The 12,620-nt window shown below is 73.3% G+C and carries 13 protein-coding genes and 1 riboswitch; of the genes, 8 read left to right on the top strand and 5 right to left on the bottom strand.

Annotation, left to right across the window (positions count from 1 at the left end):
• Window positions 1–36 precede the first annotated feature (36 nt).
• The gene (locus OG373_RS28050) at window positions 37–663 is read left to right on the top strand and encodes a DUF4126 domain-containing protein (RefSeq protein ID WP_405441085.1); all 627 of its coding nucleotides are present in this window, start codon (window positions 37–39) and stop codon (window positions 661–663) included.
• 37 nt (window positions 664–700) lie between these two features.
• The gene (locus tag OG373_RS28045; RefSeq protein ID WP_405441083.1) at window positions 701–2,119 is read left to right on the top strand and encodes a phytoene desaturase family protein; all 1,419 of its coding nucleotides are present in this window, start codon (window positions 701–703) and stop codon (window positions 2,117–2,119) included.
• A 19-nt stretch (window positions 2,120–2,138) separates the two neighbouring features.
• On the opposite strand, the gene OG373_RS28040 is transcribed toward OG373_RS28045, so the two are convergent.
• From OG373_RS28040 to OG373_RS28020, 5 genes are all read right to left on the bottom strand, one after another.
• Window positions 2,139–2,999: a hypothetical protein gene (locus OG373_RS28040; protein ID WP_405441082.1), complete on the bottom strand. Its 861-nt coding sequence runs from the start codon at window positions 2,997–2,999 to the stop codon at window positions 2,139–2,141.
• 49 nt (window positions 3,000–3,048) lie between these two features.
• A complete protein-coding gene (gene metF, locus OG373_RS28035; RefSeq protein ID WP_052872552.1) occupies window positions 3,049–3,963 on the bottom strand; it encodes a methylenetetrahydrofolate reductase [NAD(P)H] in 915 nt (304 codons plus the stop codon).
• Between the two features lie 159 nt (window positions 3,964–4,122).
• Complete coding sequence (gene thiE, locus OG373_RS28030; RefSeq protein ID WP_405441080.1) at window positions 4,123–4,758, bottom strand: thiamine phosphate synthase; 636 nt, start codon at window positions 4,756–4,758, stop codon at window positions 4,123–4,125.
• 83 nt (window positions 4,759–4,841) lie between these two features.
• Window positions 4,842–5,207, bottom strand: coding sequence for an Rv2175c family DNA-binding protein (locus tag OG373_RS28025; protein WP_030724382.1), 366 nt, complete (start codon window positions 5,205–5,207; stop codon window positions 4,842–4,844).
• A gap of 259 nt (window positions 5,208–5,466) precedes the next feature.
• On the bottom strand, window positions 5,467–6,687 hold the full coding sequence (locus tag OG373_RS28020; RefSeq protein ID WP_405441079.1) for an NAD(P)/FAD-dependent oxidoreductase: 1,221 nt from the start codon (window positions 6,685–6,687) through the stop codon (window positions 5,467–5,469).
• Window positions 6,688–6,768: 81 nt separating this feature from the next.
• Window positions 6,769–6,880: riboswitch (TPP riboswitch) on the top strand.
• Here OG373_RS28020 and thiO point away from each other — a divergent pair.
• The 6 genes from thiO (at window position 6,878) to OG373_RS27990 (ending at window position 12,618) form a co-directional block, all read left to right on the top strand.
• Window positions 6,878–8,065 carry a glycine oxidase ThiO gene (gene thiO, locus OG373_RS28015; protein ID WP_405441078.1) on the top strand — a complete coding sequence of 396 codons (1,188 nt, stop codon included), beginning with the start codon at window positions 6,878–6,880 and terminating at the stop codon, window positions 8,063–8,065. It overlaps the preceding riboswitch by 3 nt.
• Entirely contained in the window at window positions 8,062–8,262 is a 201-nt protein-coding gene (thiS, locus tag OG373_RS28010; RefSeq protein ID WP_405441076.1) for a sulfur carrier protein ThiS, read from the top strand. The genes thiO and thiS overlap by 4 nt, the downstream gene beginning before the upstream one ends.
• 5 nt (window positions 8,263–8,267) lie before the next feature.
• A complete protein-coding gene (locus OG373_RS28005; protein ID WP_405441074.1) occupies window positions 8,268–9,062 on the top strand; it encodes a thiazole synthase in 795 nt (264 codons plus the stop codon).
• A 155-nt stretch (window positions 9,063–9,217) separates the two neighbouring features.
• Window positions 9,218–11,134 (top strand): Stk1 family PASTA domain-containing Ser/Thr kinase, encoded by a 1,917-nt coding sequence (pknB, locus tag OG373_RS28000; RefSeq protein WP_405441072.1) that lies wholly within the window; start codon window positions 9,218–9,220, stop codon window positions 11,132–11,134.
• Between the two features lie 9 nt (window positions 11,135–11,143).
• Window positions 11,144–12,001 (top strand): deoxyribonuclease IV, encoded by an 858-nt coding sequence (locus OG373_RS27995; RefSeq protein ID WP_405441071.1) that lies wholly within the window; start codon window positions 11,144–11,146, stop codon window positions 11,999–12,001.
• Window positions 12,002–12,090: 89 nt separating this feature from the next.
• Entirely contained in the window at window positions 12,091–12,618 is a 528-nt protein-coding gene (locus tag OG373_RS27990; protein ID WP_405441069.1) for a DUF4396 domain-containing protein, read from the top strand.
• The last annotated feature ends 2 nt before the right edge of the window (window positions 12,619–12,620 follow it).

Raw genomic sequence — 12,620 nt, 5'->3', positions numbered from 1 at the left:
TCACTTTTCCGCGCTCCCGTGCGGCATGATGATCCGATGAGTGTGCTCCCCCTGGTCTTCACCAGCGGCTGGGCCAGTGGGATCAACGCTTACGCCGTGGTCCTCCTGCTCGGCATCTTCGGCCGCACCGGCCTGACCGACGACGTCCCCGCGTCGCTGCAGCGGACGGACGTGCTGGCCGTCGCCGCCGTGCTGTTCCTGTGCGAGGCGATCGCGGACAAGGTCCCGTACATGGACTCCATATGGGACACCGTCCACACGGTGATCCGCCCGGTGTCCGGCGCCGTGATCGGCGCGCTGCTGGCCGGGCAGAGCGGTTCGCTGTCCGACATCACCGCCGCCGCGGTCGGCGGCTCCACGGCTCTGGCCAGCCATTTCGTCAAGGCCGGCACCCGGATGGCGATCAATACGTCCCCCGAGCCGTTCACCAACGTGGGGATGAGCATCGCCGAGGACCTCGGCGTGGCGGGCCTGGTCACCTTCGCGATGTTCAACCCCGAGGCCGCCGCGATCATCGCGGCCGTCCTGCTGGCCGCCGGACTGGCCATACTGGTCTTCCTGTGGAGCAGGATCCGCCGCTTCCTGCGCCGCCGTGCCCAGCGCCGCGAGGAGAAGCGCCTGGCCGCCGGGGCCCGCGAGGCCACCGGGGCCCCACCCCACTGACCACAGGGCCGCCACCTGGGTCGATAGGCTCGGCCGCATGGCACGAATTGCGGTGATCGGCGCCGGCATGGGCGCGATGGCGACGGCGGCCCGGCTGGCCGTGGCGGGGCACCTGGTGACGGTGTACGAGCGCGGGACGACCTACGGCGGAGCCGTCGGCCGCTACGAGCGCGAGGGCTTCGCCTTCGACACCGGACCGGGGCTGCTGCACCTGCCCGCCGTCTACCGCGATCTCTTCGTGAAGACCGGCAAGCGGTCGCTGGAGACATGCGTCGACATGGTCCAGGTGGACCCGGCGGTCCGGCACGTCCTGCCCCACCACGGCATCGACGTCACCCTTCCCGGCGCCTCCCACGGCGGTGTCGCCGCCGCCCTGGACTCCGCCTTCGGCGCGGGCGCGGGCGAGCGCTGGAACGCCGTCCTGGGCCGCGCCCGCGACGCCTGGGACGCAACCCGGCGCCCGCTGCTGGAGGAGCCGCTGCGGCCCGGCGCCCGGCAGAGCCTGGGCGGCGACCCGTATCCGGCCCTGCGCAGGAGCGGGCTGCTGCGCCGCCGCCCGCCGACACTGGCCGAGACGGCCGACCGGGAGCTGGGCGGCGCCCTCGCGGAGGTGCTGACCGGCCTGGTGCGCGGGTACGGGCTCGACCCCGCCACCGCACCCGCCTCGGCGGCCGTGCTCCCGTACATGGAGCAGACCTTCGGCAGCTGGTACGTGCGCGGCGGGATGCGGGCCCTGGCCACCGCCGTGTACGAGCGCTGCCTGGAGCGCAAGGTCGCCTTCGTCTTCGGGGCGGAGGTCCGGGAGGTCCTGGTCCGGGACGGCCGGGCGGCCGGACTGCTGCTGGCCGACGGCAGCGAGGCCGCCGCCGACACGGTCGTGTGCGGGATCGACCCCCGGCAGCTGCCGGCCGGTTCGCTGCCGTGGCCGCCGGAGGCGGTCCCGGCCCGCGGGGACGGCGTACCCGGGCGGCTCACGCTGCTGCTCGCGCTGCGCGGCGCCCGCCCCGCCGCGGCCGTGCACCGGACGGTCGTCCACGCCTCCGGGGCCCAGGTGACGGTGATGCGCCCGGACGATCCGGCCACCCGGCCCGACGCGGAGCACGAGGCGGTCACCGTGAGCGCCGTGCACGGGCCCGAGACCTCGGAGCCCGAGGAGCTGCTGAAACTCGCGGAGAAGGCCGTACAGGGCCTGCGGGAGCGGCTGTTGTGGCACGAGGTGCGGACCCCGGCCGACATCGAGGCGGCGACGGGTGCGGTGGGCGGCGCGGTGCCCCCGCCCGCCCTCGCGGGGGCCGGGGGCCGGCTGCTCCAGCCGGCCAACACCACGGCCGTGCCCGGGCTCTACCTGGCGGGTGGCTGGGCCCACCCCGGCGGCGGGCTGCCGCACGCCGGGATGACCGGGTCCCTGGTGGCCGGCCTGATCGTGGAGGGCGCGGAGTTCCGCGGCTCCCGGTGACCGTGACCGGCGGCGGTGCTCAGTAGCGGTACTGCTCGTACCCGCCCTGCTGGGGGTACGGGTACTGCTGCGGCTGCTCGCCCTGGTCCTCCATCGGGTAGGACTGGCCGGCCCCGTCGGTGGACCGCTGCTGCGGGACCCAGACCCCGCCGGGCGGGGTGTCCGTGGAGTACTGCTGCTGCCCGTAGTCGGCGTACGGGGTGTAGTCGTACGGCTGGGGCGGGACGACGCCGCCGCCGGTGCCGATGTACGGGTCCGAGTAGGCGGCGTACACCTGCTGCTGATCACCCGTCGGGTAACCGCCCGAGTAGTCGTAGCCGCCCTGGTTCTGCTGGTCGTAGTACGCGGCGTACTGGTGGGCGTCCTGCTCGGCCGTGGTGAACGGCGAGGCGAAGGCAGCCGTCCGGTCGACCTCGGGGGCCGGCGCGAAACTCTGTATCCCGTACGACCCGGTGTCCTCGGGGACCGGCTCCGGGCTGTAGACCGCTTCGGGTGCGTCCCGGAGCGGCCGCTCGGCCGCAGCCCCGTTCGCGTCCTCGTACTCCAGCGCGGTCACCCGGAGCGCGGGCTCCTGCTTGGTGCCGGCCGACCGGCGGCGGCGCGTCTGCTGCGGGGCGGGCTCACCGCCGCGGCGCAGCGCCCAGCCGGCCACGAAGCCCTTGCGGAAGGACAGGGTCACCAGGGTCTGGCCCACGGCGAACGCCGCCGCGCCGGCCCCGATGACCAGCACCGACGGCAGGACCACTCCGGCGACCACGCCGAGGAAGCCGGCGAAGGCGAGCAGGCGCCAGCGGAGCCGGGCCTTGTACTGCATCAGGACCTCGGCAAGCAGCCACAGCGCGACGAAACCGAACGCGGTGTAGAGGACCGTCATTCCCATGCATGGCCCCTCTCGGTACGGCCGCCGGCGCGGGAACGGGGACGGCCGATCAGGCCCGCTGGTGCAGGCCCAGGTTCTCGTAGATCTCGAGAGTCGCCGTGGAATTGTTGAGCGTGATGAAGTGCAGGCCCGGGACACCCTCGGACAGCAGTCGCGCGCAGAACTCCGTGGCGAACTCGATGCCAATGGAGCGTACAGCGGCCGGGTCGTCCTTGACGGCGAGCATGCGCTCTTTCACGTCTGCGGGGAAGACCGCGTTGCTGAGTTGGGGCAGTCGGTCGAGCTGCTTGATACCCACAACAGGCATGACCTCGGGGATGATCGGGGTCTCGCAGCCCGCCTTCTCGACGCCGTCGCGCAGCCGCAGATAATTCTCCGGATCGAAGAACATCTGGGTGATCGCGTAGTCGGCTCCGGCGTGGCACTTGTCCACGAAGTGCCGGATGTCCGTGTCCCAGTCCGTCGAACGCGGGTGCATCTCGGGGAAGGCGGCGACGCCGACGCAGAAGTCGCCGGACTCCTTGACCAGCCGGACCAGGTCGGCGGCGTAGTGCACGCCCTCGGGGTGCGCCACCCACTCGCCCATCGGGTCGCCCGGCGGGTCACCGCGCACGACGAGCATGTTCCGGATCCCGGCGTCCGCGAACTGCCCGATGACGTTGCGCAGCTCCGCGACCGAGTGGTCCACGGCGGTGAGGTGCGCGACGGGGGTCAGGGTGGTGTCCGCGGCGATCTCCTGGGTGGCCTTGACCGTGCCGCCGCGCGTGGAGCCGCCGGCTCCGTAGGTGACGGAGACGAAGCTGGGGGATACCGCCTCGACCCGGCGCAGGGCGTTCCAGAGGTTGCGTTCGCCCTTCTCCGTCTTCGGGGCCCAGAACTCGAAGGAGTACGAGCGCCCGGACGCGAGGAGGTCGCGGACCGTGTGCGCACGGTCCGACCAGGTGGAAGCGGTACCAGAGGCCATGTGGGCAGGTTAGACGCGGCCCGGCGGACACCGAAGCCTTGTCCACGTTTTGGACACGTTTTTGGACACCTGGAGGCCCGGCTCTGGCCGAAAACCGCTGCCGCCGGTACGCGGGTGGAGGCGATGGCGGTGGCCGTGCGCTGTCCGGGCGGACAGGACTCAGCCGAGGCGGGCCCGTACCCGCTTGGCGAGCTCGGCGGCGGCCGCACCGGGGTCGGTGGCCTCGGTGAGCGCGCGGACGACCACGACGCGGGTGGCGCCGGCGTCCAGCACCTCGTCCAGGTTCGAGCCGTCGATGCCGCCGATGGCGAACCAGGGCCGGTCCTGCTCCAGCGAGGCCGCGTACCGGACCAGATCGAGGCCGGGCGCGTGGCGGCCGGGCTTGGTGGGGGTGGGCCAGCAGGGTCCGGTGCAGAAGTAGTCCACGCCGGCTTCGGCCACGGCCGCGTCGACCTCGGCCTCGGCGTGGCAGGACCGGCCGATCAGCACCTGCTCGCCGAGGATGGCGCGGGCCGCGGGGACGGGGATGTCGCCCTGGCCGAGGTGCAGGACGTCGGAGCCGATGGCGTGGGCGACGTCGGCGCGGTCGTTCACGGCGAGGAGCTTGCCGTGGCGGCGGGCGGCCTCGGCGAAGACGTGGAGGTGTTCGAGCTCCTCCCCCGCCTCCATGCCCTTGTCGCGGAGCTGGACGATGTCCACACCCGACGAGAGCACGGCGTCGAGGAACTCGGGGAGGTCACCCTGGCGCTTGCGGGCGTCCGTGCAGAGGTAGAGCCGGGCGTCGGACAGCTGCATGGGTGTACCCCCCGTGGTGGATGCGGCGTACGGGCCGGGCCGCGGCCCGGTCCGTACACCGCTGTGGAGCGAAGGCGATCAGGTCAGAGGGCGAGCGCCTGCGCGCGGCGCTTCACCTCCGTGCCGCGATTCTCGCTCAGCGCCTGCACGGGGGTGCCGGGCAGGGTCGGATCCTCGGTGAAGAGCCATTCCAGGATCTCCTCCTCGGTGAAACGGTCGTCGCGCAGCACGGTCAGCAGACCGACGAGGCCCTTGACGACCTTGTCGCCGTCGATGAAGGGAGCCGGAACCTGCAGGGAGCGGTTCTCGCCCCGGCGGACGGCGATGAGCTGCCCTTCCTTGACCATCTGGCGGACCCGGGTCACCTCGATGTTCAGCATCTCCGCGATGTCGGGAAGGTACAGCCACGAGGGGACAAGGGCATCGATCTTTGCGTCAATCTCGGTCACAGGGACAAGCCTGCCATCTCGGCCACGCCGCCGGTACCTGAGCAGCCCCGTCCGGGTCGCGGCCGTACCCGGGCTCCGCCCCGGACCCCGCGCCTCGAACGCAGGCGAGGCCGTGTTTCAGCCCGTCCAGGGGGCACCTCCCAGCGGTAGCCGGGGGAGATTGAGCACCGGGCCCGGGCGGAGCCCGGGAAACGGAGAAAGGGCGGGGCCGGAACAGGCTCGGCGCAGCGGCACCCGCACCCGCACCCCGCCCGGGCCGTCAGGCCGTGGCTGATTTCAGCGGGGTGCCGGGGTCGGAGACCTTGGCGGGATCCACGGGAACCCCCGTCTCGATCAGGCGGCGTCCCTGCGCCAGGTCGCGCGGGCGGCCCACGGCCAGGACGGCGACGAGTGCGCCGGCCTTCAGCCAGCACACCGACCAGGAGGGCCCGGCCGCGTCCCCGCGCAGGAGCAGGGTGTCGGCCCCGCCGTGGTGTCCGGCGTACTGCACGAAGCGCCCGAACTGCTCCGACCAGAAGTACGGCACCGGGTCGTAGACCCGGTCCGGCTCCCCGGCGAGGATGTTCGCCGCGACCGTCCGCGGGCCCTGGAGCGCGTTGTCCCAGTGGTGCACGAGCAGCCGCGTCCCGTACCTCCCGGACGGGAAGGAGGCGCAGTCGCCGACCGCGTACACATCGGGCAGCGAGGTCCGCAGGTACGCGTCCGCGGTGACCGAGCCGTCGGGGCCGCACTCCACGCCGGTCCCGGCCAGCCATCCGGTCGCGGGGCGCGCGCCGATGCCCACCACCACCGCGCCGGCGGGCAGGACGCGCCCGTCGGCCAGCAGGACCCGCCCGTCCTCGATCCCGGCGACCTTCGCCCCGGTGATCAGCCCGGCGCCGGCCTCCTCGTACCAGCGCGCCATCGGCTCGGTGGCCTCGGCGGGGAGCGCCCCCGCCAGCACCCGGTCCGCCGCCTCGACCACGGTGACCTCGCAGCCCGCCTCGCGGGCGGCGGTGGCGAACTCGGCGCCGATCCAGCCCGCCCCGACGACCACGGTCCGGGGCGACGCGGCCAGCACCGGGCGCAGCCGGGCCGCGTCGTCCAGGGTGCGCAGCAGGTGGACGCCGGGGACGCCCTCGGTCCCGGGCAGGGTCAGCGGCTGCGCGCCGGTGGCCAGGACGAGGATCCCGTAGGGGACGGGTCCCGCCTCGGTGTCCAGCTCGTGGTCGGCGGCGCGCAGTCCGGTGACCTCGGTGCCGAGCCGCAGGCGGATGTCGAGCCCTTCGAAGTCCACGTCGAAGGCGGAGTCCTCGGCCTTGCCGAGGAGGACCGCCTTGGACAGCGGGGGCCGGTCGTAGGGCTGGTGGGGTTCGGCTCCCAGCAGGGTCACGGGGCCGGTGAACCCCTGTTCTCGCAGGGCGACCGCGGTCTGCACCCCGGCCATTCCGGCGCCGACGATCACGACGCCGCGCTGATTCTGTTCCGTCTGCTCGCTCACGCGGCCAGCCTAATCATCTGACGCTCCGTCAGGAATAGGTGCCGCCTTACCGGCCGTCCACCGCCGGGTTAGTCTGGCCACCGTACCTATCGCGGGAGTCCGGCGCACCGGGCTGAGAGGGAGGCTGGCCGGCCTCCGACCGTACGAACCTGATCCGGGTCATGCCGGCGAAGGGAGGGGCTGGACGCCCATGCACTCATCCCGAACATCCCGAACATCCCGCAAGGGATCCGACGTCCTCGTCATCGGGGGCGGAATCATCGGCCTGGTCACCGCCTGGCGGGCCGCCGCGCGCGGGCTGCGCACCGTACTCGCCGACCCCGCACCCGGCGGCGGCGCCGCCCAGGTCGCGGCCGGCATGCTCGCCCCCGTCACCGAGCTGCACTACGGCGAGGAAGCCCTGCTCGGCCTCGGCCTCGCCTCCGCCGCACGCTATCCGCAGTTCGCCGCCGAGCTCGCCGAAGCGAGCGGCGGCCTGGACATCGGCTACCGCGCCTGCGGCACCCTCGCCGTCGCCCTCGACGCCGACGACCGCCTCCACCTGCGCGAGCTGCACGCCCTGCAGCGCCGCTGCGGCCTGGAGTCCGAGTGGCTCACCGGCCGCGAGTGCCGCCGTCTGGAGCCCATGCTCGCCCCGGGCGTACGCGGCGGCCTGCGCGTCGACGGCGACCACCAGGTCGACCCCCGCCGGCTCGCGGCGGCCCTGCTGGCCGCCTGCGAACGGGCCGGCGTCACCATCCACCGGTCGGGCGCGGAACGACTGCTCACCACCACCGACCGCGCGACGGGCGCCCTCCTCGCCGACGGTACGGAACTGCTCGCCGACCAGGTGGTCCTCGCCGCGGGCTCCCTCACCGGCCGGCTGGCGGGCGTACCGCCGGAGGTCGCGGCCCCCGTACGGCCCGTCAAGGGCCAGGTGCTGCGGCTCACGGTGCCGGCCGCGTACGCGCCGTTCCTGTCGCGGACCGTACGCGCCGTCGTGCGCGGCAGCCACGTCTACCTCGTGCCGCGCGAGAACGGCGAACTCGTCGTCGGCGCCACCAGCGAGGAACTGGGCTGGGACACCACCGTCACCGCGGGCGGGGTCTACGAACTCCTGCGCGACGCCCACGAACTGGTCCCCGGCATCACCGAACTCCCCCTCACCGAGACCCGGGCGGGCCTGCGCCCCGGCTCCCCCGACAACGCCCCGCTGCTCGGCCCGACCGACCTGCCGGGCCTGCACCTGGCCACCGGCCACTACCGCAACGGAGTGCTGCTGACCCCGCTCACCGGCGAGGTCCTCGCCGAGCTGCTGGCCACCGGCGAACTACCGGAGATCGCGCGTCCCTTCACCCCCCGCCGGTTCTCCGCCGCACGTCAGGAGTCGTACGCATGACCATCTCCGTCAACGGCGAACCGCGCGAGGTCGCGGTCGGCGCCACCCTCGACACGGTGGTCGCCACCCTGACCACGGCGCCCTCCGGGGTCGCCGCCGCGCTCAACGAAACCGTGGTGCCGCGCGGGCAGTGGCCGGCCACGGTCGTCGGCGACGGCGACCGGGTGGAAATCCTGACCGCGGTACAGGGGGGCTGAGCGGCATGGCGGACGACCTCTTCACCCTCGGCGGCCGGACCTTCTCCTCCCGCCTGATCATGGGCACGGGCGGGGCCCCTAGCCTGGACGTCCTGGAACGCGCCCTCGTCGCGTCCGGCACCGAACTGACCACGGTCGCGATGCGGCGGCTGGACCCCACGGTCCAGGGCTCCGTCCTGTCCGTACTGACCAAGCTCGGCATCTCGGTCCTCCCCAACACGGCGGGCTGCTTCACGGCGGGCGAGGCCGTGCTCACGGCCCGGCTGGCCCGGGAGGCGCTGGGCACGGACTGGATCAAGCTGGAGGTGGTCGCGGACGAACGGACCCTCCTGCCGGACGGCGTCGAACTGCTCGACGCCGCCGAGACCCTGGTGGACGAGGGCTTCACGGTCCTGCCGTACACCAACGACGACCCGGTGCTCGCGCGGAAGCTGGAGGACGTGGGCTGCGCGGCGATCATGCCGCTCGGCTCCCCCATCGGGTCCGGCATGGGCATCCGCAACCCGCACAACTTCGAGCTGATCACGGAGCGGGCGTCGGTACCGGTCATCCTCGACGCGGGCGCGGGCACGGCGTCCGACGCGGCCCTGGCGATGGAGCTGGGCTGCGCGGCGGTGATGCTGGCCTCGGCGGTGACCCGCGCACAGGAGCCGGTCCTGATGGCGTCGGCCATGCGGGACGCCGTCTCGGCGGGCCGCCTGGCCTTCCGCGCGGGCCGCATCCCCCAACGCCGCTTCGCCGAGGCCTCCTCACCCGCGGAGGGCCGCGCGACGCTGGACCCGGAGCGCCCGGCGTTCTGACCCCGCCGGGCCCGGAGCCGATCAGGGACCGGGCGGCGCCGGAGCCCCCCACCCCGTCCGGCCCCGTCCCCTCCCGGCCCGTCCCCACGTCACAGCTGCGCTGCAAGGCGACCCGCCCGGGGTGGGGTCTTCGGGGCGGCTCGTAGAATCGCCGGGTGGATACGACCCTGGATGACCCCCTCGTCGGGCGCGTGCTCGACGGCCGCTACCGCATCGACGCCCGCATCGCGGCCGGCGGCATGGCCACGGTCTACCGGGCCGTCGACACGCGCCTCGACCGAGTGCTCGCGCTGAAGGTGATGCACCCGGCGCTCGCCGCCGACACCGCCTTCGTCGACCGGTTCATCCGCGAGGCGAAGTCCGTCGCCCGGCTCGCGCACACCAACGTGGTCGCCGTCTTCGACCAGGGCACGGACGGTCCGTACGTCTACCTCGCCATGGAGTACGTCTCCGGCTGCACGCTGCGTGACGTGCTCCGCGAGCGCGGCGCGCTCCAGCCCCGGGCCGCCCTCGACATCCTCGAACCGGTCCTCGCCGCCCTCGGCGCCGCCCACCGGGCCGGCTTCGTCCACCGCGACATGAAGCCCGAGAACGTCCTGATCGGGGACGACGGCCGGGTGAAGGTCGCGGACTTCGGGCTGGTCCGGTCGGTCGACTCGGTCACCAACACCACCGGCTCCATCCTCGGGACGGTCTCCTACCTGGCCCCCGAGCAGATCGAGAACGGCGTCGCCGACACCCGCGTGGACGTCTACGCCTGCGGTGTCGTCCTCTACGAGATGCTCACCGGCTCCAAGCCGCACCTCGGCGGCACCCCCGCGCAGGTGCTCTACCAGCACCTGCACGAGGACGTCCCGCCGCCGTCCGCCGCCGTCCCCGGGCTGCCCGCCGGGCTCGACGAGCTCGTCGCGCACGCCACCGCCCGCAACCCCGAGCTGCGCCCCTACGACGCGGCCTCGCTGTTCGGCCTCGCCCGTGAGGCCCGCGCGCTGCTCAGCGATGCCGAGCTGGACGCCGTACCGCCGCAGGCGCGTGCCGAGGAGCGGTCGTCGGCCGAGGACCGTACGGGCGTCATCCCGCGTCCGGTGGCCGTGCAGCACCCGGTGCAGCACACCTCCCGCCTGGAGATGCCCCCGGCCCCGCCCGCTCCGCCCACGCACCGGCCGGCCGGCGCCGCGCGACGGCCACGCCGTGGGGTGCTGCTCGTCGTCGCGGGCGTGCTGCTGGCGCTCGGGCTCGGTGTCGGCGTCTGGTACATCAACTCCGGACAGTTCACCAAGGTCCCGAACCTGCTCGGCAAGACCGAGGCGCAGGCCCGCTCCCAGCTGTCCGCGGCCGGGCTCGGGGTGAAGGGCGTGGACCGGAAGTTCAGCGACGCATTCGACCGCGGGACGGTGATGAACACCGACCCGCCGGGCGGCCGGCGGATCCGCGGCAACGGCGCGGTGACGATCACCATCTCCCGCGGCCCCGAGGTCGTGGCCGTGCCCAACCTGAAGGGCCGGCCGCTGGAGGAGGCCAAGGCGGAGCTGACCCGGTCCGGCCTGGCCCCCGGCATCGTCACCCAGGCCTTCAGCCAGGACATCGCCCAGGGCTCGGTGATCAGCACCAATCCGCCGGGCGGCGAGAAGCGCGCGCCGGACACGGCCGTCTCGCTGGTCGTCAGCAAGGGCCGCCCGGTGCCGGTCCCGAGCGTGACCGGGATCCCGGTCGACCAGGCGAAGGCGTCCCTGGAGGCCCTGGGACTCAAGGTCGCGACCGCCCCCGAGCAGGTCAACGCCCCGTCCGCGGCCGGTACGGTCGCCAATCAGTCGATCGGGGCGGGCACCCAGGCCGCGGCCGGGGACACGGTCACGCTGACCGTGTCGAAGGGCCCCCGGCAGCTGCCGGTCCCGAGCGTGACCGGCCAGGAGGTGGACGCGGCCCGCAAGGCGCTGGAGGCCGCCGGCTTCAAGGTGAAGGTGGACCGGCCGCTGATCTCCTTCAGCAACACGGTGGACACCCAGTCGGTGCCGGCCGGGCAGAGCGCCCCGGAGGGCACCACCATCACCATCAGGACCAAGGGGCTGTAAGCCGTGGTGATGCGCAATCCAGTGGGTGGGCACGTCCCCGTCGCCGGCGGGCTCGCCTCCGTCGGCCTGACCTACGCCCGGGAGATGGGAGCGGAGGCCGTCCAGGTCTTCGTCGCCAATCCGCGCGGCTGGGCCACCCCCGTCGGCAGTCCGGCGCAGGACGAGCGGTTCCGGGCGGAGTGCGCGGCCGGGGCGATCCCGGCGTACGTGCACGCCCCGTACCTGATCAACTTCGGCTCGCACACCGAGGCGACGGTGGAGAAGTCGGTGGAGTCCCTGCGCCACTCGCTGCGCCGCGGCCGGGAGATCGGCGCGCTCGGGGTGGTCGTGCACACCGGGTCGGCGACCGGGGGCCGCCCGCGGGAGGTGGCGTACGCGCAGATCAGGGAGCACATGCTGCCGCTGCTGGACGAGCTGACGCACGACGACGACCCGTTCCTGCTGCTGGAGTCGACGGCCGGGCAGGGCTCCTCGCTGTGCTCGCTCGCCGAGGACTTCGGCCCGTACTTCGACGCGCTGGACCATCATCCGAAGCTGGGCGTCTGCCTGGACACGTGCCACATCTTCGCGGCCGGTCACGACCTGGCGGAGCCGGGCGGAACGAAGCTGATGCTGGACCTGCTGGTGGACACGGTCGGCGAGGGGCGACTGAAGCTGGTCCACGCGAACGACTCCAAGGAGGGCGTCGGCGCGCACAAGGACCGGCACGCGAACATCGGCCAGGGGCACATCGGCCGGGACGCCTTCGCCGAGCTGATCACGCACCCCGCGATGGACGGCGTCCCGCTGATCATCGAGACGCCCGGGGGCAAGGAAGGCCATGCGGCGGACGTGGCGCTACTGAAGGAGCTGCGCGGCTCGCAGTGATCCGCCGATCCTTGAGGAATACCCCAGGGGGGTATACGGTTCGGTCATATCGACGGACCGCTACCCGGCGTTCCCACGAGGGGGTTGTCATGGAGCAGCACCACGAGGAGCACGGACACCAGCAGCACGAGCAGAACGACCACCGGCAGCACGGGCACGCATACGGCGCCGCCGGCGAACCGGTCAGCTGGGGCACGGCCGCCCGGGCCACCCTGCACTGCCTCACCGGATGCGCCATCGGCGAGGTGCTCGGCATGATCATCGGCACCGCGCTGGGCTGGGGGAACGTCCAGACGATGATCCTGGCGATCGTCCTGGCGTTCTTCTTCGGCTACGCGCTCACCCTGCGCGGAATCCTCGCCGCGGGCGTCGACCTGCGTACGGCCATCCGGGTGGCGCTGGCCGCGGACACTCTTTCGATCGCCGTCATGGAGCTGATCGACAACGGGGTGATCGCCCTGTGGCCCGGCGCCATGGACGCGCACCTGTCGGATCCCCTGTTCTGGATCGTCCTGGCCATCGCGCTGGCCGCCGCCTTCGTGATCACGACTCCGGTCAACAAGTGGATGATCGGCCGCGGCAAGGGTCACGCGGTCGTGCACCAGTACCACCACTGACC

This window comes from Streptomyces avidinii (genome assembly GCF_045161815.1).
GTDB lineage: Bacteria > Actinomycetota > Actinomycetes > Streptomycetales > Streptomycetaceae > Streptomyces > Streptomyces avidinii.
The sequence above is the reverse complement of the archived record's forward strand: the minus strand, read 5'-3'. Positions and strand labels throughout refer to the sequence as shown.